The 26,504-nt window shown below is 46.4% G+C and carries 24 protein-coding genes and 1 riboswitch; of the genes, 20 read left to right on the forward strand and 4 right to left on the reverse strand.

The features are described 5' to 3' along the window. Window position 1: 1 nt before the first annotated feature. The 10 genes from A8806_RS14775 to A8806_RS14820 all read left to right on the forward strand — a co-directional run bounded on the left by A8806_RS14775 (window position 2) and on the right by A8806_RS14820 (window position 10,811). Window positions 2-640 carry an SGNH/GDSL hydrolase family protein gene (locus A8806_RS14775; protein ID WP_109731983.1) on the forward strand — a complete coding sequence of 213 codons (639 nt, stop codon included), beginning with the start codon at window positions 2-4 and terminating at the stop codon, window positions 638-640. A gap of 119 nt (window positions 641-759) precedes the next feature. Continuing rightward, complete coding sequence (locus A8806_RS14780; RefSeq protein ID WP_242996111.1) at window positions 760-2,298, forward strand: sugar ABC transporter ATP-binding protein; 1,539 nt, start codon at window positions 760-762, stop codon at window positions 2,296-2,298. Continuing rightward, window positions 2,283-3,332, forward strand: coding sequence for an ABC transporter permease (locus tag A8806_RS14785; RefSeq protein ID WP_109731984.1), 1,050 nt, complete (start codon window positions 2,283-2,285; stop codon window positions 3,330-3,332). The genes A8806_RS14780 and A8806_RS14785 overlap by 16 nt, the downstream gene beginning before the upstream one ends. After that, on the forward strand, window positions 3,332-4,357 hold the full coding sequence (locus A8806_RS14790; protein WP_109731985.1) for an ABC transporter permease: 1,026 nt from the start codon (window positions 3,332-3,334) through the stop codon (window positions 4,355-4,357). The genes A8806_RS14785 and A8806_RS14790 overlap by 1 nt, the downstream gene beginning before the upstream one ends. 122 nt (window positions 4,358-4,479) lie before the next feature. Further along, the gene (locus A8806_RS14795) at window positions 4,480-5,721 is read left to right on the forward strand and encodes a sugar ABC transporter substrate-binding protein (RefSeq protein ID WP_242996113.1); all 1,242 of its coding nucleotides are present in this window, start codon (window positions 4,480-4,482) and stop codon (window positions 5,719-5,721) included. A gap of 89 nt (window positions 5,722-5,810) precedes the next feature. Continuing rightward, a complete protein-coding gene (locus tag A8806_RS14800; RefSeq protein ID WP_109731987.1) occupies window positions 5,811-6,848 on the forward strand; it encodes a uroporphyrinogen decarboxylase family protein in 1,038 nt (345 codons plus the stop codon). Between the two features lie 11 nt (window positions 6,849-6,859). Next, entirely contained in the window at window positions 6,860-7,183 is a 324-nt protein-coding gene (locus A8806_RS14805) for an L-rhamnose mutarotase (RefSeq protein ID WP_109731988.1), read from the forward strand. A 756-nt stretch (window positions 7,184-7,939) separates the two neighbouring features. Further along, window positions 7,940-8,935 carry a helix-turn-helix transcriptional regulator gene (locus tag A8806_RS14810; RefSeq protein WP_109731989.1) on the forward strand — a complete coding sequence of 332 codons (996 nt, stop codon included), beginning with the start codon at window positions 7,940-7,942 and terminating at the stop codon, window positions 8,933-8,935. 34 nt (window positions 8,936-8,969) lie between these two features. Then, window positions 8,970-9,875: an ABC-2 transporter permease gene (locus A8806_RS14815; RefSeq protein WP_109731990.1), complete on the forward strand. Its 906-nt coding sequence runs from the start codon at window positions 8,970-8,972 to the stop codon at window positions 9,873-9,875. A gap of 105 nt (window positions 9,876-9,980) precedes the next feature. Then, the gene (locus A8806_RS14820; RefSeq protein ID WP_109731991.1) at window positions 9,981-10,811 is read left to right on the forward strand and encodes a PHP-associated domain-containing protein; all 831 of its coding nucleotides are present in this window, start codon (window positions 9,981-9,983) and stop codon (window positions 10,809-10,811) included. Between the two features lie 10 nt (window positions 10,812-10,821). On the opposite strand, the gene A8806_RS14825 is transcribed toward A8806_RS14820, so the two are convergent. Continuing rightward, window positions 10,822-11,700 (reverse strand): AraC family transcriptional regulator, encoded by an 879-nt coding sequence (locus tag A8806_RS14825; RefSeq protein ID WP_109731992.1) that lies wholly within the window; start codon window positions 11,698-11,700, stop codon window positions 10,822-10,824. Window positions 11,701-11,865: 165 nt separating this feature from the next. On the opposite strand from A8806_RS14825, the gene A8806_RS14830 reads away from it, so the two are divergent. The 4 genes from A8806_RS14830 to A8806_RS14845 all read left to right on the forward strand — a co-directional run bounded on the left by A8806_RS14830 (window position 11,866) and on the right by A8806_RS14845 (window position 17,383). After that, entirely contained in the window at window positions 11,866-14,118 is a 2,253-nt protein-coding gene (locus A8806_RS14830) for a glycogen/starch/alpha-glucan phosphorylase (protein ID WP_109731993.1), read from the forward strand. A 110-nt stretch (window positions 14,119-14,228) separates the two neighbouring features. Continuing rightward, window positions 14,229-15,578, forward strand: a complete 1,350-nt coding sequence (locus tag A8806_RS14835; protein ID WP_109731994.1) for an ABC transporter substrate-binding protein — start codon at window positions 14,229-14,231, stop codon at window positions 15,576-15,578. Between the two features lie 89 nt (window positions 15,579-15,667). Next, window positions 15,668-16,510 carry a carbohydrate ABC transporter permease gene (locus A8806_RS14840; protein ID WP_109731995.1) on the forward strand — a complete coding sequence of 281 codons (843 nt, stop codon included), beginning with the start codon at window positions 15,668-15,670 and terminating at the stop codon, window positions 16,508-16,510. Continuing rightward, window positions 16,511-17,383: a carbohydrate ABC transporter permease gene (locus A8806_RS14845; protein ID WP_109731996.1), complete on the forward strand. Its 873-nt coding sequence runs from the start codon at window positions 16,511-16,513 to the stop codon at window positions 17,381-17,383. Window positions 17,384-17,388: 5 nt separating this feature from the next. Here the strand turns inward: A8806_RS14845 and A8806_RS14850 are convergent, their stop codons facing one another. Then, window positions 17,389-18,063 carry an MgtC/SapB family protein gene (locus tag A8806_RS14850; protein WP_109731997.1) on the reverse strand — a complete coding sequence of 225 codons (675 nt, stop codon included), beginning with the start codon at window positions 18,061-18,063 and terminating at the stop codon, window positions 17,389-17,391. Window positions 18,064-18,393: 330 nt separating this feature from the next. Here A8806_RS14850 and A8806_RS14855 point away from each other — a divergent pair, with 330 nt between their 5' ends. From A8806_RS14855 to A8806_RS14865, 3 genes are all read left to right on the forward strand, one after another. Further along, a complete protein-coding gene (locus A8806_RS14855; protein ID WP_109731998.1) occupies window positions 18,394-19,311 on the forward strand; it encodes a LysR family transcriptional regulator in 918 nt (305 codons plus the stop codon). A 128-nt stretch (window positions 19,312-19,439) separates the two neighbouring features. Further along, window positions 19,440-19,967 carry a hypothetical protein gene (locus tag A8806_RS14860; protein ID WP_109731999.1) on the forward strand — a complete coding sequence of 176 codons (528 nt, stop codon included), beginning with the start codon at window positions 19,440-19,442 and terminating at the stop codon, window positions 19,965-19,967. 1 nt (window position 19,968) lies between these two features. Continuing rightward, window positions 19,969-20,541: a signal peptidase I gene (locus tag A8806_RS14865; RefSeq protein ID WP_109732000.1), complete on the forward strand. Its 573-nt coding sequence runs from the start codon at window positions 19,969-19,971 to the stop codon at window positions 20,539-20,541. A gap of 86 nt (window positions 20,542-20,627) precedes the next feature. Here the strand turns inward: A8806_RS14865 and A8806_RS14870 are convergent, their stop codons facing one another. Further along, on the reverse strand, window positions 20,628-21,578 hold the full coding sequence (locus tag A8806_RS14870; RefSeq protein ID WP_109732001.1) for a putative ABC transporter permease: 951 nt from the start codon (window positions 21,576-21,578) through the stop codon (window positions 20,628-20,630). 193 nt (window positions 21,579-21,771) lie between these two features. Between A8806_RS14870 and A8806_RS14875 the strand changes: the two genes are divergently transcribed. From A8806_RS14875 to thiC, 3 genes are all read left to right on the forward strand, one after another. After that, entirely contained in the window at window positions 21,772-21,999 is a 228-nt protein-coding gene (locus A8806_RS14875) for a FeoA family protein (RefSeq protein WP_109732002.1), read from the forward strand. Continuing rightward, window positions 21,996-24,041: a ferrous iron transport protein B gene (feoB, locus tag A8806_RS14880; RefSeq protein WP_109732003.1), complete on the forward strand. Its 2,046-nt coding sequence runs from the start codon at window positions 21,996-21,998 to the stop codon at window positions 24,039-24,041. The genes A8806_RS14875 and feoB overlap by 4 nt, the downstream gene beginning before the upstream one ends. A gap of 89 nt (window positions 24,042-24,130) precedes the next feature. Beyond that, window positions 24,131-24,243, forward strand: a riboswitch (TPP riboswitch). Between the two features lie 169 nt (window positions 24,244-24,412). Continuing rightward, window positions 24,413-25,717, forward strand: a complete 1,305-nt coding sequence (thiC, locus tag A8806_RS14885; protein ID WP_109732004.1) for a phosphomethylpyrimidine synthase ThiC — start codon at window positions 24,413-24,415, stop codon at window positions 25,715-25,717. Between the two features lie 32 nt (window positions 25,718-25,749). On the opposite strand, the gene truA is transcribed toward thiC, so the two are convergent. Continuing rightward, the gene (gene truA, locus A8806_RS14890; RefSeq protein WP_109732005.1) at window positions 25,750-26,481 is read right to left on the reverse strand and encodes a tRNA pseudouridine(38-40) synthase TruA; all 732 of its coding nucleotides are present in this window, start codon (window positions 26,479-26,481) and stop codon (window positions 25,750-25,752) included. Window positions 26,482-26,504 lie beyond the last annotated feature (23 nt).

Raw genomic sequence — 26,504 nt, forward strand, 5'->3', positions numbered from 1 at the left:
TATGAAAAAAAGGATATTATGCTTTGGAGATTCGAATACATGGGGGGCAATTCCCGGAGACAGTGCAAGGCACCCGCAGGATGTACGCTGGACAGGTGTCCTTCAGAGGGAACTCGGGGAGGATTACCAGGTGATTGAGGAAGGTTATAACGGGCGGACTTCTGTACACGACGATGTAGTGGAAGGAAGACTTGCCGGAATCACCTATTTCGCACCCTGCTGCGACTCGCAGTCGCCTCTTGACCTGATCATCCTGATGCTGGGAACCAATGACTTAAAGGCAAGGTTTGCAGTGAATCCGGAGACGATTGCCTTTGGATTTGGACGCTATCTGGATGTGCTTAAGACAGTGCCGATGGACGGCAAAAAACCGGAAGTGCTGCTTGTGTCACCGATCCTGATCAATCCGGCATATAGGGACAATGTACTCTTCTATGATATGTTTGGGGACGGCGCCTATGAGCGGTCGCTGGGTTTTGCAAAGGCATACAAAGCGTTTGCAGAAGCGAACGGACTTCATTACATGGATGCGGCACAGTACGGGGAGGCTTCCACAAAGGACGGGGTCCACATGGAGCCGCAATATCATGAAAGACTTGGAAAGGCATTTGCCGAAAAGGTGAGGGAAGTTCTGAATTAACCCGGATGCAGCCGCGGTGAAGCGTCACAATTATGTGATGGGCTTTGCCGGCGGAGAAATCAATAAATAGCGTATCGGTTCCGATACGTCACAAGCGCTATACGAAAGGAGCAATCAGCATGGGTAACGCATCTAAAAATGAAGCGTATGCATTGGACATGAGAAAAGTGTCCAAAAGGTTTCCCGGAACATTGGCTGTAGATCAGGTCGATTTCCGAGTGAGAGCAGGGGAGGTACATGCCCTCATGGGTGAGAATGGAGCTGGTAAATCAACTCTGATGAAAATGCTCGCCGGACTTTTTAATGACTACACAGGAGAGATTTATATTGACGGGGAAAAGAGAGAGGTGCATACACCGAATCTCGCCAGAGAATATGGAATTGGAATGGTATATCAGGAACTGTCTCTTGCAAGAAGAATTTCTATTTATGAGAACCTTCTGGTTGGACGTCTTCCGAAGAAGAATGCATTGTTTATCGACAAGGCAAAGGCGATTGAGGAGGCGAAAAAACTGCTCCACCGTGTGGGTCTGGATGATATCGACCCGACGCTGGATGTATCCGAGATCAGCCAGTGTGATGCACAGCTGGTAGAGATTGCAAAGGTACTGGGCTTCGAACCTAAGATACTTGTTATGGATGAGCCCACAAGTGCGCTGTCCAGCGAGGAAGTCAACAGGCTGTTTGACATCGTGAGAAACCTGAAAGAACAGGGGCTGGCCATCGTATATATTTCCCATCATCTGGGAGAGATTTTTGAAATAGCCGATATGGTAACGGTCATGAGGGACGGAAAGCTGGTAGATTCCTTCCCGATTACGGAGACTAATACAGAACAGCTCGTTGAATGCATGGTCGGTGAACCGGTAAAAAGCTTTTACGCTGACCACAAGAGCATGGTAACAGATGAAGAAGTGTTACGGGTAGAAGATTTTACAAGGTGGGGATTTTTCCACCATATTAACTTCAACCTCCATAAAGGAGAAGTACTCGCCATCTGCGGACTGGCAGGATCCGGAAGAACAGAAATCGCAAGAGGCCTGACAGGCGTTGACAAGACCGACGGGGGCAAGGTATATATCCACGGCAAAGAAGTTCATTTCAAAGACCTCGGAGAGTCTATCAGGGGCGGCCTCGGATATCTGACAGAAGACAGAAAAGTCGTAGGTCTGGCGCTTCCGCAGACTGTGTCCGACAATGTGACGGCATGCATTATTGATAAATGTGGGCCCGGAATCCTTTATCAGGCAAAGAAGCAGAATGACCTTGTCGATGAGAGAATCAATGAAATGAGTGTATACCCGGCAGACAGGGACAGACTGGTAAACAGCTTCTCCGGTGGTAACCAGCAGAAAGTGCTGATGGCAAAATGGCTGGCGGCGGACGTAGATATTCTGATTCTGGATGAACCTACACGAGGTGTTGACGTCAATGCAAAACAGGTTATCCATGATGCTGTGAAGAGATACGTTTCCCAGGGAAATGCATGTATTCTTCTTTCCAGTGACCTGCCTGAGGTAGTAGGTTTATGTGACCGTGCAGTTATTTTAAGAGAAGGGCATATCATCGGTGAAATTCCGAAAGAAGGAATTAACGAAAACGCACTGTTGATTGCAGCAAATGGGGAGGGTGAGTACGTATCATGTCAGAACAAATAAATAAAAATCCAAATACAAACACTCCAAAAGTAGATACCAGAAAGACGGAAATCAATAAGTTCAGTCTCATTTTCAATAAATTGGGAATCTATGTTGTAGTCGTAGCTCTGATCATTATCGGCCTGATTGTTTCGAAAGGAACATTTTTTGCAGCCAGCAATATCCAGTCTATTCTGGAAGCGGTTGCCCTGATCGGCATGGTCAGTTCAGGCTTGATCTTTATTACATATTCCGGCAACATGACAGACATGTCCATCCCACTGACAATGGCGGTAGGAGGCATGATGGCAGTGCAGACCATCAACTTCGGATTCCCTGTTGCAATTCTGATTGGTATCCTGTCAGGTGCACTGATTGGCCTTGTCAACGGATTCATGATCGGAAAGTTCAGGGCGAACCCGATCATCTGGACATGGGGGTTCAACCTGCTGCTTTCCGGTATCGTAAGAGTTATCTGGGAAGGAAAACAGCTTTATGCAGATAAAGTTGCAAAGGATACAGAATTCGCACAGAATGCGGCTAATACATTCTTCTCTATAGCAAGGACCTACATTGGGAAATACATTTCCCTGATGGCAATCGTCATGATCGTGATGATGGTGATTGCATGGTTCATTCATTCCAAGACAAAATTTGGACAGAAGCTGAAACTGATCGGAACGAACTACGAAGTAGCGAAGTTTTCCGGAATCAATTGTACAAAGACGCTCGTAACGGCGTATATCATCAACGGAGTCTGTGCATCCATAGGGGGAATCTTCTTCGCAGCATTGCGTAAGACCGCTTCCTATGAAAACGGGACAGGATATGATTTCTCATGTCTGACAGCCGTCCTTCTCGGAGGATGTCTCTTAAACGGAGGAAAAGGCTCGGTAGTCGGGACCTTCGGGGGCGTGCTTGCATATGGAATCCTAAACAATATCCTCTCCTGGATCGGTCTGGGAACATATGAAAAGTACCTGGTACAGGGACTTGTCTTCCTGTTCATTGTATGGCTGAACACATATTCTAACAGAAAGTTGGGTAGAGCATAATGAAAAATAAGAAGATTAAAATTAGTGCAAACTTAATTAATGAAAACAGATCTTATCTTTTCCTGGCTCTGATATTGATAATTGGTCTTTTTGTAGATAATTTTTACACCATGTACAACATTAGTGCCGCTACGGGAAACGGAAGCCTTGTAATCTGGCTGGGACTTGGGTTTACAGTATGTATGATCGCCGGGCACATGGACCTTACGATTATGTATATGTCCACGTTTGCAGCCCTGCTCTGCCTCGGTCTGCACGGTGACCAGGGACTGCCCTGGGCCGTATGTATTCTGATTGCAACACTGGCCGGCGTTTTGGTAGGATGCATCAACGGCTTCCTCGTTACAAAGTTAAAGATACACTCCTTTATCGCAACGCTGGGTATGCAGTTCGTATTAAAAGGCTCCATGTATATCTACACAGGTGGTGAAGAACTCAGTATCGGAAAAGATTATGCATTCAGTGATGTGCTGAATGACACACCGGTTGGTTTCCTGCCGTTTTCCACCTATTTCCTGATTACAACACTGGTTGTGTTCATCGTCATGATCGTACTGCGCTACACAAGATTCGGCCGCAACGTATACATGATCGGCGGCAACCTTGAGACGGCATGGCTGGCAGGAATCAAGAGCGACGGCGTGACAACAATGGCATTCGTCATTTCTTCCGCAGCATGTGCACTGGGCGGGGCGCTGAACGGAATTTACTCAGGAACGGCCGGAATCACAATGGGTGAGAAAGGAATCAGCCCTCTTATGATCGCCCTGACCGCTACCATCATCGGCGGAACCGCAATCAATGGCGGTAAAGGAAGTGTCATATGGACATGGGTTTCACTGGTTGCAATCGCACTTCTGAAGGCGATCTTTAAGAAAACAGAGATCCAGGTGCTTGTAATCGCCGCGATACTGATCGGATGTATCGTCTACGAAACAATCGCTTTATATAACAGGAACAAGACGGTTGGCACAAGACCCAACCTGCATAAAGAAGCCTTGAAAGAACTCGGAAAATCACACTAAATTTCAACGGGTGCTTTAGGATCAGGGGAAGGCCCCGTCAGAAATAAAAGATGCAGGGGGTTATATGGATTAGAAACATGCGGGACATGTTTTTAATAAACAAACAAAAGGAGGAAAGAAAAATGTTCAAAAAGTATTTAGCAGTTATGCTTGCCGGAACGATGCTGGTGAGTACCTTATGTCTCACAGGATGCGGAAACAGCGGCTCAGACTCAAAGGATGACAAGAAAGCTTCATCGGAGGATTCTTCTTCAGGCGGGGACAATCTGGCAGAATCAAAGGAATTGCTGCAGAAAGCAATCGATGACATTCAGACGACGGACAACCACCAGATGATGGCGGAAGGAACAACTTTCGACGTACCGGAAGCAGAAGGTGATGCAGAAGCACTGGAAAAACTGGATGATTCCGACATGAACAAGTGGCATTATTATGAATATCTGGACTGGGATTCAGAAGCTGACTCAAGATTCCCGGAATCTCCGGCTGACGGACAGAAGGGCAAACACGTAATCCTGATCGTACATGGCGCCCATGCATGGACAACATGTTATCAGGAAGCTTTTGAGGAAGCTTGTGAAGCAGTTGGAATGACTTGTGACGTATATGATCCGAACTGGGACCAGTCCACGCAGGACGGATATATTGACCAGGCTATCAATGAGCAGCCGGATGCTATCGTAGTTATTCCTGTAAGTGCTGACCATGCGGGACAGCAGTTCAAGAAGATCACAAAAGCCGGTATTCCTGCATTCTGCAGCAATACACTTCCGGAAGCTGACGCAATGAACAACATCTTAGCTTACACAGGACCGAACGACTGGTACCAGATGAGAAACCTTGCAAGCAAGCTTGGTGAGGAACTCGGAGGAAAGGGCGGCGTTGCCTACATCACACATAATGTAGGAACATCACCATATTATGCACGTACATTCGGACCAATGTCCACATTAGCAGAAGAATATCCTGACATCAAATCTCTTGACGTACAGTCACCGGGATTCGAAGCTTCTGCTGTAAAACAGGTTGTTTCAGACTGGATCACAAAATATGGAAAAGATCTGAATGCAATCGTTCTCGCAGATGATTCTGACCAGGCAATAGGAGCAACAGAGGCCTGCAAGGCAGCAGGGCGTGAAGATATCCTGATCGTGGCAGCAGGTATGTCCAAACAGGGTGCAGAGCTCATCCAGAGCGGCGAACTGAAATATGCAAGCTACCAGTCATGTCAGGCAGATGCAGGTCTGGCAGTAAGAACAGTATCCGAGTACTTTAACGGTGAAGATATCGAAAGAGTATCTTATATCGGAACAGACATCATCGGAGCTGACAATGTAGAAGAGTACCTTCCTTGCCAGTGGTAGGCAATTGAGCGAAGCAGCATAAAAAGAATGGGCGGACGGGCGGAGGCCGGCAGTAAAGCTTCCGCCTGTCTTGTAAAAAGGAGAGACAGATGAACAGTAAAGAACGTTTTTTGGCAACGGTTGAGAGGAAACCGGTAGACCGCCCCGCAGCATGGCTCGGTATGCCGGATATCTATGCACAGCCGGCATTATTTGAGTACTATGGTGTTAAGAATATGCATGAGTTAAAACTGGCGGTAGGGGATGATTTCTATGCGGTGGAAGTTCCATATCAATCACCGACGGCAAGTGCCATTTATGCTGCATTTGACTGGTATATGGACGGAAATGTGGATGCAGAAGACCGCACGCTGACCGCTGACGGATGCTTTAAAGATGCGGAGGAGCTGGAAGATCTGGATTTCTTTAAATGGCCGGACCCGGCGGAATATATTGACGTCGAAGAGTGCAGACGCCGTGTAGAGGCAGCTCCCGACGATAAAGTGACTTTAGGCATGTTATGGTCTGCACATTTTCAGGATACGTGCGCGGCTTTCGGTATGGAGACAGCCTTAATGAACATGATTGCAAATCCGGAGATTTACGAGGCTGTTGACGAGAAGATCATGGATTTCTACCTGAAAGCAAATAAAATTTTCTTTGAAGCCACAAAGGGCAGACTGGACGCCGTACTGATCGGCAACGACATGGGAAGCCAGAGGGGGCTGATGCTTTCTCCGGACATGGTCCGCCGTTTCATTATCCCGGGCTGTAAACGACTGGTGGAACAGGCACACAGTTATGGTGTAAAAGTAATCTATCACTCCTGCGGATCAATCGCCGATATTATTCCGGACCTGATTGAAGCAGGCGTGGATATCGTACATCCGATTCAGGCACTGGCTGCAGGCATGGAACCGGAAAGCCTGAAAGAAAAATTCGGTGACAAAGTATCCTTCTGCGGAGGCGTAGATACACAGGACCTGCTGGTAAACGGAAGCCCGGAGGATGTGCGTAACAAAGTAAAAGAACTGCGTACCATATTCCCGACAGGACTGATTATATCCCCAAGCCATGAGGCAGTTATGCCGGACGTTCCTCCTGCAAACATCCATGCATTATTTGAAGAAGCACAAAAAGTATATTAGGAGGTGCAGCAATGCAGAGATATGGTTCCATAATTGGAGTGAAAAAAGAAAAATTAGATGAATACAAATATCATCATGCAAATATATGGCCCGAGATCAACGCCATGATCAAAGAGTGTAACCTGTCGAACTATTCCATTTATAACTTTGGTGAATTATTGTTCTCCTATTATGAGTATACCGGCGACGATTATGAGGCAGACATGGCAAAAATGGCCGCAGACCCTAAGACACAGGAATGGTGGGATCTGGTGATGCCTTTCCAGCAGCCGCTTGACGGAAGAAAAGAAGGCGAATGGTGGGCTGAGATGGAAGAGGTCTACCATCTGGATTAATTCATGCCTGCATTATAAATATGTATACGAAGACAGCCTTAAGAATCAGGAATAGAAATATCTGACAATCAGACAGAACTGTCTGCCCGGAAACCGGCAGCAGAAACTGTCAGAATGTCAGATATTTTTGCTTTTAATTAAAAAGAATACACACTTTATTCTTTGATTAGAGCTAAATAAAAAGATAATTAGTCAAAAATATATAAAAAAACTAAAAATAGTGTTGACAAAATGGGAAACGTGTAGTATTCTTAATACAAGAAATAAAACAAATGAACAATCACTTAAAAAGAAAAAGTAATCTCATAAGAGAGAGGAAAATTCTTCGTAAATGAAAGTTCAGAATGTTTTAGGAACTGGACAAAAGTAAATGATTAGAACGGAAAGATGGAGAAATTATCATAATGACGAGAAAGTTATGAGAGAAGTAAAATCCATCGTAAAAAGAAAATCATCGAACAAGTCCGGTAAAGTTTAAGAAGAGGAGGTACGGACCACCAGCAAATTAAAGTTTTAAACCAAACCGCTATCAACAAAATTGGTAGAGAAAGAGGTAAAAAAAGAATGATAGAAATATCAGTGTGAAGATGGGTGTTAATCATAATTAGATTGGCATCCATCTTTACTTTGTGTGGATATAAAATAGCTTTGCGGAAAGTGACCCGAAAAGCTATTTTGTGTTGTATATTTCTGCAAAAATTGTTAAAATAAGAAAGATGTGGGGAGAAATCAGAACATGTTGCAGGGGAGATGAGTATGGCAAGATCAAGTAACCAGAAGGAAAAGATCCTGTTTCTTATGAGGCTGTTCCACGAGGAAACAGATGCGATGCATCCTCTTTCCAGAAAGCAGCTTGAAGAGAAGCTGTTGGAATATGGAATTCAGGCAGAACGGAAAAGTCTGTATAATGATATTGAGACGCTGAAAAAGTTCGGGATGGATATCGCTTACCGGAAAGAGCGGCCTGAAGGATATTTTCTTCAAAGCCATGAATTCGAACTGGCGGAGCTGAAATTACTGGTGGACGCGGTTCAGTCTTCCAGATTTATTACAGAGAGCAAGTCGAACAGCCTGATCCGTAAGATCGAGAGTATGGCAAGCAAGTATGAAGCAAAGCAGCTTCAGCGTCAGGTTGTTGTTGCGAACAGAATCAAGGCGATGAATGAAAGCATTTATTATAATATAGATAAGATTTATGCGTCTATTGCTTCAAACCAGCAGATTCTGTTCCGGTATTTCGAATGGACGATCGAGAAGACAACCAGGCTCAAGAAGGGCGGGGAGCCATATCAGGTCAGTCCTTGGGCGCTTACATGGGACGATGAGAATTATTATCTGATCGGGTATGATGTAGATGCCGGAATCCTGAAGCACTTCAGGGTGGATAAGATGCTTGATATTGAAACATTGGGAGAACCAAGGGTCGGGAAGGAAGAGTTTGGAAGATTCGACCTGGCACACTATACGAAAAAAACATTTGGTATGTTTGGCGGGGAGGAAGAGACCTTACGTATCAGATTTCATAATAAATACATAGGCGTTGTCATAGACAGGTTTGGGAAGGATGTATCTGTCAGGCCGGACGGGGAGGAGAGTTTCACGGCACGCGTGGATGTGGCTGTCAGTGGACAGTTTTTCGGCTGGCTGACCGGGCTGGGGAAGGATGTCAGAATTCTTTCTCCGGTGTACGTGGCGGATATGTATCTGGATTTCTTAAAGGAGATCACCGGGGCATATGACAGCGGGGAGTAACTGTAAATAATTTTAAGGGACAAAGGTGAACAAGATGATAATGAATATGGATTACATTTTAGGACAGGTGCAGGGGTACCTTGATACAGGTATGGCTGTGTTGACGGATAAGGGGAGAGGATTGGGTCAGGCGGATCTTATCACATTGATTGTGGTGGCTGCCACCGGCCTTCTGTTTTGCTTCTTCGGACTGAAGATGGTGCGGTTCTGGGCAGCGGTTCTCGGACTGGCCGTCGGTTTTTCAGGCGGGGCGTATCTGGCTTCTTATTTCGGACTGGACGGCTACATCCCACTAATTATCGGTGCGGCGGCAGGTCTGATCCTCGCAGGGCTTTGTGCGGGATTCTTTCTGGCAGGGGCATTTTTTGTCATGTGGATTCTGGGTACGGCAGGCAGTGCATGCATTTTACAGCCGAAGGACTGGCAGTTTATGCTGGTCTGTGCAGCAATCGGGCTGGTCATCGGATTAATTACCCTGAAATTCGCGGGGCCGGTTACGATGCTGGTTACCGGTATTTGTGGTGGTTTTGCCGCAGGACAGGCAATTTACATCCTGCTTCCTTTGAAGAACCGGATTATAAATATCGCGGTCATCGCAGTGCTTGCGATTCTCGGCATTATTGTACAATTTCTTTTGGAATCAAAGAAGCGCAAAAAGCAGCATCTAAAGAAAGCTGAGGAGATTAGAAATACACAATCTGTTGCCAATGAAGTGGACAAGGCCCGTGCAATGGTGGACAATCTGGATCAGGAGGCACCAGTTATGGAGGCTGGCCCTGACGACATTGGTGAGGAGCCGGAGGATGAAGATGAGGCGTATTCCGGTATGGATTTCGATGACATCGATGAGGATATTGACGAAGAATTTCTGGAAGATGATGAAGAATTCGAAGACGATGACGACATCCAGATTTTCAGTCTGGATGATGATGAAAAATAATCTGGATACAGTTTACAGTACGGAACAGGAAGAAGTTTATTGCCAGTCCCCCGGCAAAGTTGTATAATATATCTATAATCCAATTGAAGAAAAGGGGGCTTACTTATGAAGATTGATATGCATTGCCACGTGAAAGAAGGGTCTATTGACAGTAAAGTAAGCTTGGACGAATATATTACAATTCTAAAGAGCAAAGGTTTCCAGGGGATGGTGGTTACTGACCATAACACGTATAAGGGGTACCGCCACTGGAAGTATCACATGAAAGGGAAGGCCCATGAAGATTTTGTGGTGCTAAAGGGGATCGAGTACGATACGAGAGATGCCGGACACATTCTGGTCATCATGCCTGAGGGCGTGAAGATGCGGCTTCTTGAGATGCGGGGGATGCCGGTATCTGTGCTGATTGACCTTGTCCACAGGAACGGCGGTGTATTAGGGCCGGCCCACCCGTGCGGAGAGAAGTATCTGAGCATCACGAATACGAAGAAGTTTTATACGAACCCGGAGATCATGAAGCGCTTTGATTTCGTCGAGGCTTATAACTGCTGTGAGTCTGCCGCATCCAATGCGGGAGCGATGAAGCTTGCACAGAAGTATGGAAAGGTGACGATAGGGGGAAGTGATTCGCATAAGCCGGGCTGTGTGGGACGGGCCTATACGATCATACCGGAACCTGTGACCTGTGAGACCGAACTGATCTCCATGATCCATAAAAAGACGAAGTTTGAGACCGGAGGTACGTTATACGAGAAGACGACGAAGGACCGCATCGGCAAGGTCAATAAGATTCTCGTCTATTCCTTCTGGTTTTACAACAAAGGCGGCGAGCTGCTGAGAAGGCACGGAAGGAATGAGAAGATGGATGTCGAGAACCCGGTCGACCCGATTGATCCGATCGAATTGTACTACACGGGGGACCCGAACCTGTTCTAACCAGCCGCTGTCAGACAGATTTGCGGTACTGCATTGGTGTGAGGTGGTATTTACGTTTGAACAGCCGGTTAAAGTAGGACAGGTTGTCAAAGCCCGTGCGAGCTGCAATCTCAAGGACGGAGGCCCCTGTGGAGGCGAGCAGCCGCGCGGCCATCGTGAGGCGGTAGTCATTCAGGTATTCGATGAATCCTGTGCCCATATGGGTTTTGAAGAACTTCATGAAGTGGGATTTACTGTAGTATGTCAGTGCCGCCATATCATCGATAGTGATTGAATCGGCGTAGTGGTCTTCCACATATTTTAATATTGTTTTTAATTTCTTCAGAGATTTTGTCTTGATTTTCGGGACAGGGTCTCTGTTTTTTTGTGCCGAGATAAGAAAAAAGAAGAAGCGGAACAGCTCGGCTTTGACAGCAAGCTGATACCCTTCGGACTGCACCTCGCACAATTCATCGATATGACGGATACAGCCTGCAATTTGCGGATAAATCTGGCAGGCGGGGGTGATGAAGGTCAGAGGGCTCTGCTCCTCATTCAAAAGGGGCAGGATAAACCGGTTCGCACACAGGTCATTTTCACCCGATATGAGCATCCCGGGCATGAACAGTATATTCTCGTATTCCATTTCACAGCCTGCCTTCTGATCGATCGAGTGGAGCTGGCCTGGGAGGATCAGGACGATGTCCCCGGCAGTGACCGTCTCGGAGTGCAGATCTGCGGAGACATAACCCTGCCCCTTTTTTATGACAATCAGTTCCAGCTCTTCGTGCCAGTGGAACGGGACCTGCGTGAAATCCAGCGGGATGGAGCAGAGATAGGTATTGTAGGGAAATTCAGATGATGTATGTGATTTGGTTTCATGATAGTTTTGGTATTCTTTGATATTCATGGGAGGTCCTCATTTTCTGCAAAAAACTATTTTACGGATGCTGTTTTGCGATTAATATGATAGTATTGTACTATAAATGAAGAGGATTTTGCAAGAAAATGAGATAGAAACATATTAAAATGCATACTATAGAAACTGTTTATATGCATTGAAAGGAGTAGTCTAATGAGTATACAGGATAGTTTGCAGCAGAAATTAGGAAGAGTAATAGCGGAGGCGTCGAATGAAGAGATTTATTCGGCTCTTTTAAAGATTGTACAGGAGATGGCTAAGGGGAAGGAACGCCCGGAGAAAAAGAAAAAACTGTATTACATATCGGCAGAATTTTTGATCGGTAAACTACTTTCCAATAATATGATCAACCTCGGGATTTACAATGAAGTCAGGGATGTACTGGCGGCAAATGGGAAGGATATCTGCGAGATAGAAGAAGTGGAGCCGGAGCCGTCCCTTGGAAACGGGGGGCTTGGACGCCTGGCAGCCTGTTTTCTGGATTCTATTTCCACATTGGGATTGAGCGGTGACGGGATTGGGCTGAATTACCACCTCGGGCTTTTTAAACAGGAGTTTGAAAATGAACTCCAGAAGGAGACTCCAAATCCGTGGATTGAGAATGAAAGCTGGCTCGTGAAGACGGATGTGAGCTACCCGGTTTCCTTTAAGGGAATGACTCTGAATTCCAGAATGTACGATATTGAAGTGACCGGATACAATAATATGACGAATAAACTTCACCTGTTTGATGTGGAAACTGTGGATGAGGATATTGTGGAAAACGGGATTGATTTTGACAAGGAGGATATCGAAAAGAACCTGACCCTGTTCTTATATCCGGATGACAGTGATGAAAAGGGGCGTCTCCTGCGAATTTACCAGCAGTATTTTATGGTAAGCAACGGTGCCAGACTGATTCTGGATGAATGTACGGCGAAAGGCTGCAGCCTCTATGACCTGCCGGATTATGCCGTGATCCAGATCAATGATACCCATCCGACAATGGTGATTCCGGAACTGATCCGCCTTTTGATGGAGAGGGGGATGGAAATGGATGACGCGATCGGCGTGGTTTCCCGTACCTGTGCATACACAAACCATACGATTCTGGCCGAGGCACTGGAAAAATGGCCGCTCGGATATCTGAAAAAGGTAGTGCCGCAGCTGGTACCGATTATCGAAGTGCTGGACGACAAGGTGCGGAGAAAATATGCGGACGAAAGTGTGGCAGTGATCGACAGGAACGACACCGTACATATGGCACATATCGATATCCATTATGGGTTCAGTGTGAATGGGGTTGCCGCACTGCATACAGAAATATTAAAACAGAACGAGCTGAATAACTTTTACAAGATTTATCCGGAGAAATTCAACAACAAGACGAACGGAATTACGTTTAGAAGATGGCTGCTTCACTGCAACCCGCTCCTGACAGAGATGCTGGACTTTATTATAGGAAAAGGATACCGTTCAGATGCAAAACAGCTGGAGCGCCTGTTGAATTTCAGGGGGGACCAGAACGTACTGAGCCGCCTGCAGGAGATTAAAAAAGCGAATAAGGAAAAACTCTGTGAATATCTTATGGAAACACAAGGGATAAAGCTGAATTCGGATTCCATTTTTGACATTCAGGTAAAACGCCTCCATGAGTACAAACGCCAGCAGATGAATGCGCTCTACGTTATCCACAAGTATCTGGAAATTAAAGCAGGAAAACTTCCGGCTACACCGATTACCGTAATCTTCGGTGCAAAAGCAGCTCCGGCCTATATCATTGCAAAAGACATCATCCACCTGATCCTGTGCCTGCAGGAAGTTATCAACAACGACCCGGAAGTCAGCCCGTATCTCAAGGTGGTCATGGTGGAAAACTATAACGTAACAAAAGCAGAAAAACTGATTCCGGCATGCGACATATCCGAGCAGATATCCCTCGCATCCAAAGAGGCAAGCGGAACCGGCAACATGAAATTCATGCTCAACGGAGCAGTAACACTCGGAACCGACGATGGTGCAAACGTCGAAATCCACGAACTGGTCGGCGATGAAAACATCTTCGTATTCGGCGCATCCAGCGACGAAGTCATTGAACATTACGCAAAAGCAGACTACATCTCCCGCGAGTATTACGAAAAAGACGCCGACATCAAAGCCGCGGTAGACTTTATCACCAGCGAAAAAGTACTCGCTGTAGGAAACGCAGAAAACCTGACAAGACTTCAGAACGAACTCCTGAAAAAAGACTGGTTCATGACACTGCTCGATTTCAAGGCATATGCAAAGAAAAAAGAAGAAGCATTCAAAGCTTACGAAAACAAAAACGAGTGGGCAAAGAAAATGCTGGTAAATATAGCGAAAGCAGGATACTTTTCCTCAGATCGTACAATAGAAGAATATAATAGAGATATCTGGAAACTATAAAGAGGTACACCACAAAAGTCAAAAAGGTGCACCACTGAAGTTAATTCGGGACGTAGCCTTTCTGCAAAAGGCTACGTCCCGAATTAAGTTTTATCATTAGGAGGATAAGTATGAAGAGCAAGAAGGTTTTATCAGCGATTCTGGCGGCGTCTATGCTTGCCGGGCTCTGCACCGGATGTGCGGGGAAAAAATCGGAATCTGCCGGTTCGAAGGAGGACAAGGGCAGTGTATACTACTTGAGTTTTAAGCCGGAACAGGCGAAGCAGTGGGAGAAGGTCGCGAAGGAATATACGGAGGAAACCGGTGTGCAGGTAAAGGTCCAGACTGCGGCGGCAGGCACGTATGAACAGACTCTGAAATCTGAGATTGCTAAGAAGGACGCACCTACGATTTTTCAGGTGAATGGCCCGGTCGGATATCAGAACTGGAAGGATTACTGCATGGATCTTGCAGACACGAAGCTGTATACGTGGCTGAACGATAAGGACATGGCGATCAAGGGGAAGGGTGACGGTGTATATGCGATCCCTTATGCCGTGGAAGGATACGGAATTATCTACAATGAGGAGATTATGGATAAATATACGGCAATGGACGGGGCAAAGGTTAAGTCCGTGGATGAGATTAAAAACTTCAAGACGCTGAAGGAAGTTGTAGAGGATATGACAGCTAAGAAGGACCAGCTTGGAATCAGCGGTGTGTTCGCTTCTACTTCGTTTTCGCCCGGCGAGGACTGGAGGTGGCAGACGCATCTGATGAATGTACCGGTTTATTATGAATATAAAGATGAAAATGTGACTGATGAGAATGCGATCAGTTTTAAATACAATGAGGAATTTAAAAATATTTTTGACCTGTATCTGAACAATTCTACGACGGAACCGGCGATGCTTGGCTCTAAAACGGTTTCTGACTCGATGGCTGAGTTTGCGCTCGGCAAGGCTGCAATGGTGCAGAACGGCAACTGGGCATGGGGAGATATCAGAGGCGTGGAAGGAAATACAGTTAAGGAAGATAAGATTAAATATCTGCCAATTTATACCGGGATAGAGGGTGAAGAGAAACAGGGCCTGTGTATTGGCGGTGAAAATTATCTCTGTGTGAATGATAAGGTTTCAGAGGCAGACAAGAAGGCTTCCATCGATTTTATTGAGTGGCTGTTTGGTAGTGAGGAAGGAAAGGAAGAGGTCGCAGAGCAGCTGGGATTCATTACGCCGTTCAATACGTTTGAAGAAGACCAGAAACCGACCGATCCTCTGGCACAGGAGGTCATCCGGTATATGGAAAATCAGGACCTGACGAATCTCTCATGGGATTTCCAGACATTCCCTAGCCAGACCTTTAAAGATAACCTGGGAGCATCACTGCTCGAATATGCGACAGGGAATAAGCAGTGGGATGCGGTTGTTTCGGATTGTGTGGAGGACTGGAAGATCGAAAAAGAAGCGGCAGCCGAGTAGACATGTTCCACATGCAAGTAGTATAAAAAATGCAGAAGCAGGCGGGAGTGTTTTCGTCTGTTTCTGCATAATCAAACAGGAGGAACAGGATGCAGAAAGCTTATAAGAAATACTTTTGGATATTTGTACTGCCTACATTGATTGCATTTACGCTGTTTTTCATCATACCGTTTGTACTCGGCATCGGGTTGTCATTCTGCAAATTTACCACGGTTACGAATGCGGTATGGGTCGGGACGGACAATTATGTGAAGGCCTTTTCCAACGCAGATTTCCTAAACGCACTCTGGTTTACCGTGAAATTTACCGTCGTGTCGGTGATCAGTATTAATGTAATCTCGTTTATCTTTGCCTATGGCCTGACCAGGGGGATTAAAGGCACCAACCTTTTCCGAACGACGTTTTTCATGCCAAATCTGATCGGGGGTATTGTGCTCGGCTATATCTGGCAGCTGATGATCAACGGGGTGCTGGCCGGATTCGGTGTGACAATTACAACAGATGCAAAATATGGTTTCTGGGGGCTGGTTATCCTTATGAACTGGCAGCTGATCGGCTATATGATGATCATTTACATCGCAGGAATACAGAATATCCCGACGGAACTGGCTGAGGCGGCGAAAATTGACGGGGCTACGAAAATGCAGGCACTGTTTAAGGTCACCATTCCGATGGTCATGTCATCCATCACGATCTGCCTGTTTCTGACCCTGACGAATTCCTTTAAACTCTTTGACCAGAATCTGGCACTGACTGCCGGGGCGCCGTCCCGAAAAACGTCAATGCTGGCGTTGGATATTTATACGACGTTTTATAACCGGAACGGCTGGGAAGGTGTCGGGCAGGCCAAGGCGGTCATTTTCTTTGTAATCGTGGGAATTCTGGCGCTGACACAGCTTTATTTGACAAGAAACAGGGAGGTAGAAAACTAGATGGCGGGAAAAACAGAAAAGCAGGAAGAACCTCAGATGATGGAAGTCTCAAAAGGAACAGGCATGCTGATGACTGTTGTATTTTCTGTACTGGCGGTCATCTTCATCTTTCCGATTGTGCTTGTATTTATGAACTCGTTTAAAAGTAAGCTCTATATCAGCGACAGGCCTTTTGCACTGCCAGACAGTGAAACATTTGCCGGACTTGGCAACTATGTGGACGGGGTGGCAAAAACGGGGCTTTTGAAGGCTGCGGGATACTCCATATTTATCACCGTATTTTCTGTAGCCTTGATCGTGCTCTTCACAGCCATGACGGCATGGTGGCTGACCCGGGTGAAAAGCCGGATATCCACAATACTTTACTACATCTTCGTGTTTGCCATGATCGTCCCGTTCCAGATGGTCATGTTTACGCTTTCAAAAGTAACAGACACTCTGAACCTGGGGAACCCTGTCGGGATTATCTTTGTCTATATCGGGTTCGGGGCCGGACTGTCCGTGTTTATGTTCGCCGGATTCGTAAAAGCCATTCCGGTCTCACTGGAGGAGGCGGCAATGATAGACGGGTGCACACCCATCCAGACATTTTTCAGAATAGTCCTGCCCGTGCTCAAACCGACTGCGATCACAGTGGCCATACTCAATGCCATGTGGATCTGGAACGATTACCTGCTCCCCTTACTCGTTCTCGGAAGTGATTACCAGACAATCCCCATCGCGGTCCAGTATCTGAGGGGAGGCTACGGTTCCGTGGACATGGGCGCAATGATGGGAATGCTCGTGCTGGCAATCCTGCCGATTATTATATTCTATCTGGGCTGTCAGAAATATATTATAAAAGGGGTAGCGGCCGGAGCGGTAAAAGGCTGATCCGGTCAGATATCAACAGACTTTATCTGCGGATTGTCCTTTAACAGATCGATTACGTCCTGATACGTGTAATCCTCAGGAAACGCCACGTTCAGTTTGATCTTTAACGTCTGGTCATCCAGACGGGTCGCCTTCATTGTCATGATCTTTAAGTCCTTGATGGAAAAGGAATCCGTCAGGACCGACTTGATATTCTCCGTATTATTCATGACAAGTGTAATCTGCTGAATCGTCGGGGTCTTCAGCCAGCGGAATCTGCGGTGCAGGATAAACTGGAAAATGAGGATGCATACGGTCGTCATGATACCAAGGACATACATCCCGGCGCCGAATGCCATCCCGATCCCGACGGTTGCCCAGATTCCGGCAGCCGTTGTCAGGCCGCTGACACTGATATTCCTTGTAAAAATCACGCCCGCCCCGAGAAATCCGATTGCCGTGACAATCCCCGCGGCCACACGGGAAGGGTCTAGGCCGATATGGTCGAGGGCAAGGATATCCTGAAAACCATATTTCGAAATAATCATCATAACCGCAGAAGCAAGCGCAACAATCGTGTGGGTCCGGATCCCGGCCGTTTTCAGGTGGTTCTCCCGCTCATACCCGACAAGCAGGCCGCAGATGGCCGCCCCGAGTATTCTTACAAGATATTCTAATTGAACAAAAATCATTGGCCACATAGCAATTCCTCCTTTTAAATGATTTTAGCACGCAATGTAAAAAAATACAAAATTCCGGACGGTTTTTTTGTAAACTTTCGTTACTGTTCACACCGTGCCGTGCACCCTGCTGCACGGCATCGGGCCAATAAAGTGATGGTCTCAGGGCATCTGCTTCTCGCCGAAGGCGACTTGAAATAAGCAGATGCCGTTACTGTGCACGCCCGCAGGGTGTGAACAGTAACAAACTTTCTCTAGTATAAAGAGCGTTTTGCTAGTCATCTTTCTGCCTCTATTGTATGACCAGATAAGGTATAATGCTATCACTAATAAAGGATAAGGGCCAAAAATATGGAAATAAGGGACTTGAGATATTTTGTTGAGATAGTAGACCAGAAGAGCATGAGGAAAGCCGCAGCGAGCCTGTACATCTCACAGCCGAACCTGAGCAGGGCCGTGCAGGGACTGGAAAAGGAGTTCGGCGCGCCGATGCTGGTCAGGACCAACAAAGGTGTGGAGGTAACGGAGATTGGGGAAGGCTTCTATTATTATGCAAAATCCATCCTGAAACAGGTGGATGAGATTTCGATGATCAGACTCCAGAATGAAAAATACATAGAATCCAGAATCAGCATCGCCATTGGAAAACTAATCATGCGTGACGATATGATTTTCCAGTTTTACGAGACAACCAGGGCGGAGCGCACTGAAATCAATATAACAGAAACAACCATAGAAGACGTACTGGACCGGGTAGAAAAGACGGAGGCAGACATCGGCATTGTGACAATTAACAACATCCAGATGTCCGCATTTCACAAGCTGACAGAACTAAAAGATCTCGAAATACATGAGATCAGCCAAGGTCCTCTTTACATTCAGGTAGGAAAGGAAAATCCCTATTACAATGAGACTTCCATCGACGTGGAAAAAATGCTCCCATACAGCCATATCAGCCTTCCGGTCGATTACTTCGCGAATCTCAATAATATCATCAAGATAGACGGAAAGATCCAGATAGCAGACTTTTCCAAAAAGATAAAGATGAACAACTACCATGCCATCATCAACATGATCAAAAGAACAGACTCCTTCATATTTGGAAACAAATGGCAGGTGGAGGAGCTTAGAAAAGGTAAAATAAACAGCCTGCTTCTGAACCACTGCGAAGTCACCCAGAAGTTATTCTGGATCAAAAGAAAGCGGGAAATCCTCTCCAGACAGGCCGAAGCATTCCTAAAACTGTTTCTGGAATGCTATGGGGATTAGAAAACAACATCCGCGATAAGCCAAATGCATCACGGGACAATCACATATAAGTATTAGCCAAAACCTCCTTTTGTGTATATAATGTAAACATAAAACAAAAGCACGGAAGCCTTAAGGAGGTATAAGGAATGAACAAATTAAAACTTGGTAAAAAGAAAATATTGGGATTCGTAACAGCAGGGGCAATTGTTGTGACGATGGCGGGATCTTATGCGGTATGGGATAGTTTGGAGGATACTGCGAGTGGTTCATTAACAATTGATAAGCCTGTAACGTTAACGGCTAGTGCGTTGACTTATAATGTAGAAGATAGAACATGGGATGAGGTACCAACTTATACAAGTGAACCTGTAACGTTTGCGGCGACGGATGTACCTACTGGTACAACAGCAAAAGTTACTGCAAAAGTTGCGGTATATGACAAAGAGGGTGAGGATAAATCAGATATTACTAATAAATTTGATGTAAAAATTGATAACACTGCTCTGAATGAAAGTATAACCTCAGTAGAAAAAAATTTAGATAGTGAAAATAAAGCAACATTCTCAGTTACTTTAACGCCAAAGGAAACGGAAAAAGATTCTGTAGGTGGACAGAAAGTTTTTGTAGACGTGACAGGAGCTTTATCTAAAACAACTACTCCGGCTTCAGAATAAGATGAGAAAAGCAATATCGATTATATTTAATGTAAGCTGGGTTATACTTGGAATATATATAATTTTTATGGAAGTAAGCCCGGATACTGTAAAAAATGTTTTAGGGTATCAACCATTTGTAATCCTAACAGACAGCATGGAGCCAGTCATACCGACTGGCTCTGTTGTACTTGTTAAAAATTTAAAAGAAAATGAAGAGCCCAAAAAAGGTGATATCATTACTTTCAATGTTGATCGCTTGGGGAAAGAAGCTGTATTTACCCATTATTACCGTGGAACAGAAGTCCAAGAAGACGGCTCCGTCCGCTATCTCACAGAGGCTGCATTAGCAGACCGCTATGATGATTATGTCTCACACAGGGAGGATATCATAGGCACTTATGTTTTCCATATTCCATATGTAGGAAAATATGCCTTATTCTTAAAGAGCCCTTTCGCATTAATTGAACTTGGAATCATTATGTTCATTATGATTATCTATGAAATTCTATGGAGTAAGTTTGACAAAGAAGAGCGCAAAGCACAGGAAGAGGCCGAGCAGCCCGAAGAACCAAAAAGTATATGCAGTAACTAAAAGGCAGGAAACCTATACACAACGGTTATCCTGCCTTTTGCATTCTCCAACTATAAAATCTAAATTCCTATTCCTTGCCAGCCCCTCTATTTCCGCCTCCGCTCATTCACTTTCTTCCGCAGTTCCTCTAGCTGAACTTTATAATTCCGTGATTCCATCTTAGGGAATGCCTTTACAAGACGTCTGCTGACTTTCGGTGTCTTGATGCTGAGGTCCTGATAACGTGTTTTCAGATCGCCGATGCGGCTGCGCATTTCATCAGATATTTCCTGCGTTTTTTCCAGCAGGCCGGAAGCAGTTTCCTGCGTCTTTTCGAATAAACCGGAAGCGGTTTCCTGTGTCTTTTCTAGTAAACCGGAAGTCGCCTCCTGTGTCTTTTCTTTCCATTCTGCGGCAGCCTCATCCAGTTTCTGTCTGGAGACTTCCTGTTTCTCCATTGCGGTGATGACTGTCTCGTAGATATCCTCGCCGATCTGGTCGGATATTTCGTGCAGTTCCCCAGCAATTTTTTCCATGCTTGCCAGACGTTTGTTAAACTTGAAGATCGCGGATGCTGTAACGTAGAGATCTGCAAACATTGCGATTCCGAGTACTGCCATCAGCACAATTCCGAGTGTGTGCGGGATGAATGTCAGTGCCTGATGGATCAGCGGGTGGACTAAATCCATGATTGCCACGCAGGCAACGCCCCATACGAGCGAGAAGATCAGGCAGACATATCCGCCAATGTTGAATGGCTGTTTGGAATAATCCCACCATTTATTATGAAAGATCTTATCCATTGCCCACCCGGTGACACCCTCCAGTAGTGTGACGAGGATGACCGAGGATATGTAAAGCAGGATCAGGTTGTCCTTATATGGCGTCAGGAATGCGATGACTATGGTAACGCCCACACCGTAGATCGGGCAGATGGGACCATTTAAAAATCCGCGGTTGACGAACTTGTGCTCCTTTACCGCGGCAAAACCGACTTCTGCACACCAGCCTAGAAAACCATAAACGAAGAAGTAAAGTATCATGTAGTAAATATCCATATTGTGTGCCCCTTTTCTATATCTAAATATAACTGCTCAAAACCCACGAACAGCTACGTCTAAACAATAGGGTAAATGTTATGGCGGAAATTGTCAATGTGTTTGACTTATTGCAGTAAAAGTTTTATAATTGCTAATAGATAATAATTATCAATTACAAAAATACGAAAGAAACATACTTACAGGAGCGGCCATGAGGTTAAAAGAGGGAAAGAACAATCAAACGTACCGGGTTCAGGAGATTGATATTGAACTTAATCTGGAGAGAAGGCTGGAGGCGCTGGGGCTTACCACTGGTTCAAAGATCACCATTTTAAACAATGATAAAAAAGGGGCTGTCACTGTCCGGTTTCGCGGAACACGCTTTGCAATGGGGCGGCGGATCGCGGATCACATTACCGTGGAGGAGGCAGCACAATGAGCAAAGAGATTATTAATGTGGGATTTATCGGGAATCCGAACTGCGGGAAGACGACGCTGTTCAATGCCTATACAGGGGCGAACCTGAAGGTGGCAAACTGGCCGGGAGTTACGGTTGAGAAGAAGGAAGGGAAGGCATTCTACAAGGAGCAGGAGTTCAAGCTGATTGACCTGCCCGGTATTTACAGCCTGACCTCCTATACAATGGAAGAAAAGGTGTCCAGAGAATGTATTATGAGCGAGGAAGTGGATGTCATCGTAGACGTTGTAGATGCTTCCTGTCTGGAAAGGAACCTTTACCTGACACTACAGCTGATTGAGCTTGGGAAACCGGTGGTGCTGGCACTGAATATGATGGACATCGTGGAAGAGAGGGGCATGGAGATTGACCTGCACCGCCTTCCGGAGATGCTGGGGATTCCGGCAATTCCGGTTTCTGCCAGAAAGAAGACCGGGCTGGAGATTCTGATGCATGCGGTGGCACATCACAAGGATTTTGCAAAACAGAGCCCGTTTATCCACCACCATCCGCAGAAGACCGGGCACATACATAATCATCACAGCGAGTATGCGATGGTATATCACGACGATATTGAGGACAAGATCGACCAGATCATCACGCAGTTGAACAAGAAGTATCCAGAGGTTGAGAACAAGCGGTGGCATGCAATCAAGATGCTGGAGCAGGATAAGGCGGTCATGGAGAATCATCCTCTTGATATGCCCGCAGTACTGGACCGGAGTTATGAGAAGGATATAATTAACCAGAAGTATGACTTTATAGAAGAAGTGATTCAGGAGACGCTGGTAAATAAGAACAAGAAAGAGGAACGGACGGATAAGATCGACAGGTACATGACCAGTAAATGGCTGGGGCTTCCGATTTTCCTCGGGATCATGGCGCTTGTATTCTTTCTGACATTCACGGTCGGAGACTGGCTGAAAGGCTACTTTGAGATTGCCCTCGAGTGGATCTCGGGGGGAGCCGGGAATCTGCTGGAGGCATGGCACGTCAGTTCCATGCTGCAGTCGCTGATTGTAGACGGGATCATTTCCGGAGTGGGAGGCATCCTAACGTTTCTGCCGAACATCTTTATCCTGTTTCTGGCACTGGCTTTTCTGGAAGACAGCGGATACATGGCGAGGGTGGCCTTTGTCATGGATGACATCATGGGGCATCTTGGATTGTCTGGGAGGGCGTTTCTTCCGATGCTGCTCGGATTTGGATGCTCGGTTCCGGCGATTATGGCTTCCCGTGCACTGGAGCACAGAAAGGACAGGCTGAAGACGATTCTGGTAACGCCGTTTATGTCATGCAGCGCAAGACTTCCCATTTATGTACTGTTTTCTTCCATGTTTTTCGGGAAAAATGCAATGCTGGCCTGTTATTCCATGTATATCCTCGGAATTGTCGTGGCGATTACGACGGCATTTATTCTGTCCAAGATTGACGGAAGCAAGGCAGAGCATGCGCTGCTCATCGAGCTGCCAGAGTACAAGACTCCGAATGCAAGGACGATTGCGATTTATGTGTGGGAAAAGGTGAAGGATTACCTTTCAAAAGCCGGTACGGTTATCTTTATCGCTTCAATCATCATGTGGTTTATTCTGAACTTCGGCATGTCCGGGTATGTGACGGACATCAGCCAGAGCTTTGGCTCCATCGTGGGAAAGGCCATTGTACCGGTATTTAAGCCGCTCGGGCTGGGTTACTGGCAGATCGTGGTTGCGCTGATTGCCGGAGTCGCGGCAAAGGAAGTCGTTGTATCCAGCTGCAGTGTTCTGTTCGGGATTCAGAACATTACTACGGCCCACGGGATGACAAGCTTCGTAGGGACACTGGGCGCAATGGGGTTCGGCGCGGCAAATGCCTATGCACTGATGGTATTCTGCCTGCTGTATGTGCCATGTACGGCTACGATCGCGACGATCAGACGGGAAGTAGGCAGCAGGAAGGTTACGCTCGGGATCGTGCTGTTCCAGCTGGCGGTTGCCTGGATAGTAAGTTTTCTGGCGTTTCATATTACAGGGCTTTTCCTTTAGGGGATACACCAGAATTTGGAGTAGGGAAAAACCGTGGAAGAAAAATCGTCAGTTTTCTCTTGTCAGAAGACAGGCTGCATAGTATAATAAAAACGTAAACAGGGGAGCTCGCGTATCAAGCGGGCTGAGAGTAAGCTGAATCGCTTAGACCCATGAACCTGATTTGGATAATGCCAACGTAGGGATATACAGAAGGTGAATGGATTTTACTGCTGTAATGCTCATGTTGCATTGCAGCAGTTTTTTCTTTTTTAAAAGCAATATCCGGAGAATCCCGGCACCTCGATTACGTATTCATCCGCGTGGCTTACTTGAATCCATCAGAATCTAATTACAAATTAAAGACGATTCAAGAAAGGACGTAAAGAGAAATGGAAAATTATGCAACACAAATGGAGGCGGCACGAAAGGGTATCGTGACGAAAGAACTTAAGACTGTGGCTGGAAAGGAGCTTATGACAGTGGAAGAACTTCTTCCTCTTGTAGCTTCCGGCAGGGCGGTGATCTGTGCGAATAAGAGGCATACCTGCATTGACCCCGAGGGGGTGGGATCTATGCTGAAGACGAAGATCAATGTGAATCTGGGCGTTTCCAGAGACTGCAAGGATTATAGTGTGGAGATGGAGAAGGTAATGGAGGCCGTCCATATGGGGGCGCATGCCATCATGGACCTTTCTTCCCACGGGAATACCATTCCGTTCAGGCGGAAACTGACAAGCGAATGCCCTGCGATGATCGGGACGGTTCCGATCTATGACTCCGTGATCCACTACCAGAGGGATCTGGATTCTCTGACTGCAAAAGATTTTATAGACGTGATTCGTCTGCATGCGGAGGACGGGGTGGATTTTGTGACGCTGCACTGCGGAATCAGTAGGAAAACGATTGACCAGATTAAGAACCACAAGCGGAAAATGAATATTGTTTCAAGGGGAGGTTCCCTTGTGTTTGCATGGATGTGCATGACTGGGGAGGAAAATCCATTTTACGAATATTATGATGAGATTCTGGACATCTGCCGTGAATATGACGTTACGATTTCTCTTGGGGATGCATGCAGGCCGGGATGTCTTGCGGACGCCACGGATGTCTGCCAGATCGAAGAACTCGTGCGCCTCGGGGAACTGACGAAACGGGCGTGGGAAAAGGATGTGCAGGTGATGGTGGAAGGGCCGGGACACATGCCAATGGACCAGATCGCGGCGAACATGAAGGTGCAGCAGTCTGTCTGCCAGGGGGCACCGTTCTATGTGCTGGGACCTCTCGTGACGGATATTGCCCCGGGTTATGACCATATCACATCTGCCATCGGCGGTGCCATCGCGGCAGCCTCCGGTGCGGCATTCCTCTGTTATGTGACTCCGGCGGAACATCTGGCACTGCCGAATGTGGAGGACGTGAAGCAGGGGATCATCGCCTCCAAGATCGCTGCCCATGCAGCGGATATTGCGAAAGGGGTAAGGGGGGCACGCGAAATCGATGACAAGATGGCGGATGCAAGAAGAAAACTGGACTGGGAGGCACAGTTTGACTGTGCAATAGACCCGGATACGGCAAGACGGATTCGTGATGAGCGGAAGCCGGAACACGAGGATACCTGTTCCATGTGCGGGAAATTTTGTGCGGTGCGCAGCATGAATAAGGCACTGGCAGGGGAACATATTGATATTTTATAAAAATAATAAAGAGGGGCCGTAAAGCCCCTCTTTTAATATTCGATTTCTTGAAGAAACAATCCCTTGGGATCGCATGGTGCGCTGGCTGATTCCCCGCCGGAGAAGATGGCTTCGATGCATTCCTTCTTTTTCTTTCCCAGGCCGATGTCAAGCAGTGTGCCGGCGATTATTCTGGGCATGTTGTGCAGGAAGTCCTTTGCACGCATGGAAATCTGTATTTCATCGGCATCGCCGTAAATTTTAATCTCATACATTTCTTTTTCCGTGGACTTGCTCTTTTTTACGGTAGAAAAGTTCTTGAAATCGTGTTTACCGATCAGTTGGATTGCCGCCTGCTGCATAACCGTGATATCCGGTGTCTTGAAGGCGTAGTAGGTGTATTTGCGCTCAAATACGCTGGGGACATCACCTATGGCGATACGGTACAGATATGTTTTGGAAACCGCATTTAAAGAGGCGTGGAAGCGTTCAGGCATTTCTTCGGCCGTGAGCACGGCGATATCCATTGGGAGATAGCGGTTCAGGTACTGCTGAATCTCGTATGGTTTCATGTCAGAGGTGGTTTTGAAGCTGACAGTCTGCTCATAAGCGTGGACACCGACTTCCGTTCTTGCCCCGCAGTATAATTCCACATCCTCGGCAGTCATTTTGTGAATGACTTCTAAGAGCTTATTGGAAACTGTATTCGTGGATTCACCCGCGGCGCGCTGCCATCCCTGATAGCGGGAACCGTCATATTCCAGTGTTAATTTGATATTATGCATTGTTTTATCTCCTTTTGTAAAGA

The organism is Faecalicatena orotica (genome assembly GCF_003149245.1).
GTDB lineage: Bacteria > Bacillota > Clostridia > Lachnospirales > Lachnospiraceae > Faecalicatena_A > Faecalicatena_A orotica.

Excerpts from the sequence above, each read along its gene's own strand:
- A8806_RS14790 (WP_109731985.1), top strand. The coding sequence starts at position 3,332 with ATGAAAAATAAGAAGATTAAAATTAGTGCAAACTTAATTAATGAAAAC.
- A8806_RS14775 (WP_109731983.1), top strand. The coding sequence starts at position 2 with ATGAAAAAAAGGATATTATGCTTTGGAGATTCGAATACATGGGGGGCA.
- A8806_RS14800 (WP_109731987.1), top strand. The coding sequence starts at position 5,811 with ATGAACAGTAAAGAACGTTTTTTGGCAACGGTTGAGAGGAAACCGGTA.
- A8806_RS14805 (WP_109731988.1), top strand. The coding sequence starts at position 6,860 with ATGCAGAGATATGGTTCCATAATTGGAGTGAAAAAAGAAAAATTAGAT.
- feoB (WP_109732003.1), top strand. The coding sequence starts at position 21,996 with ATGAGCAAAGAGATTATTAATGTGGGATTTATCGGGAATCCGAACTGC.
- A8806_RS14860 (WP_109731999.1), top strand. The coding sequence starts at position 19,440 with ATGAACAAATTAAAACTTGGTAAAAAGAAAATATTGGGATTCGTAACA.
- A8806_RS14785 (WP_109731984.1), top strand. The coding sequence starts at position 2,283 with ATGTCAGAACAAATAAATAAAAATCCAAATACAAACACTCCAAAAGTA.
- A8806_RS14810 (WP_109731989.1), top strand. The coding sequence starts at position 7,940 with ATGGCAAGATCAAGTAACCAGAAGGAAAAGATCCTGTTTCTTATGAGG.
- A8806_RS14780 (WP_242996111.1), top strand. The coding sequence starts at position 760 with ATGGGTAACGCATCTAAAAATGAAGCGTATGCATTGGACATGAGAAAA.
- A8806_RS14840 (WP_109731995.1), top strand. The coding sequence starts at position 15,668 with ATGCAGAAAGCTTATAAGAAATACTTTTGGATATTTGTACTGCCTACA.
- A8806_RS14830 (WP_109731993.1), top strand. The coding sequence starts at position 11,866 with ATGAGTATACAGGATAGTTTGCAGCAGAAATTAGGAAGAGTAATAGCG.
- A8806_RS14865 (WP_109732000.1), top strand. The coding sequence starts at position 19,969 with ATGAGAAAAGCAATATCGATTATATTTAATGTAAGCTGGGTTATACTT.
- A8806_RS14795 (WP_242996113.1), top strand. The coding sequence starts at position 4,480 with ATGTTCAAAAAGTATTTAGCAGTTATGCTTGCCGGAACGATGCTGGTG.
- thiC (WP_109732004.1), top strand. The coding sequence starts at position 24,413 with ATGGAAAATTATGCAACACAAATGGAGGCGGCACGAAAGGGTATCGTG.
- truA (WP_109732005.1), bottom strand. The coding sequence starts at position 26,481 with ATGCATAATATCAAATTAACACTGGAATATGACGGTTCCCGCTATCAG.
- A8806_RS14820 (WP_109731991.1), top strand. The coding sequence starts at position 9,981 with ATGAAGATTGATATGCATTGCCACGTGAAAGAAGGGTCTATTGACAGT.
- A8806_RS14870 (WP_109732001.1), bottom strand. The coding sequence starts at position 21,578 with ATGGATATTTACTACATGATACTTTACTTCTTCGTTTATGGTTTTCTA.
- A8806_RS14875 (WP_109732002.1), top strand. The coding sequence starts at position 21,772 with ATGAGGTTAAAAGAGGGAAAGAACAATCAAACGTACCGGGTTCAGGAG.
- A8806_RS14835 (WP_109731994.1), top strand. The coding sequence starts at position 14,229 with ATGAAGAGCAAGAAGGTTTTATCAGCGATTCTGGCGGCGTCTATGCTT.
- A8806_RS14815 (WP_109731990.1), top strand. The coding sequence starts at position 8,970 with ATGATAATGAATATGGATTACATTTTAGGACAGGTGCAGGGGTACCTT.
- A8806_RS14850 (WP_109731997.1), bottom strand. The coding sequence starts at position 18,063 with ATGTGGCCAATGATTTTTGTTCAATTAGAATATCTTGTAAGAATACTC.
- A8806_RS14855 (WP_109731998.1), top strand. The coding sequence starts at position 18,394 with ATGGAAATAAGGGACTTGAGATATTTTGTTGAGATAGTAGACCAGAAG.
- A8806_RS14845 (WP_109731996.1), top strand. The coding sequence starts at position 16,511 with ATGGCGGGAAAAACAGAAAAGCAGGAAGAACCTCAGATGATGGAAGTC.
- A8806_RS14825 (WP_109731992.1), bottom strand. The coding sequence starts at position 11,700 with ATGAATATCAAAGAATACCAAAACTATCATGAAACCAAATCACATACA.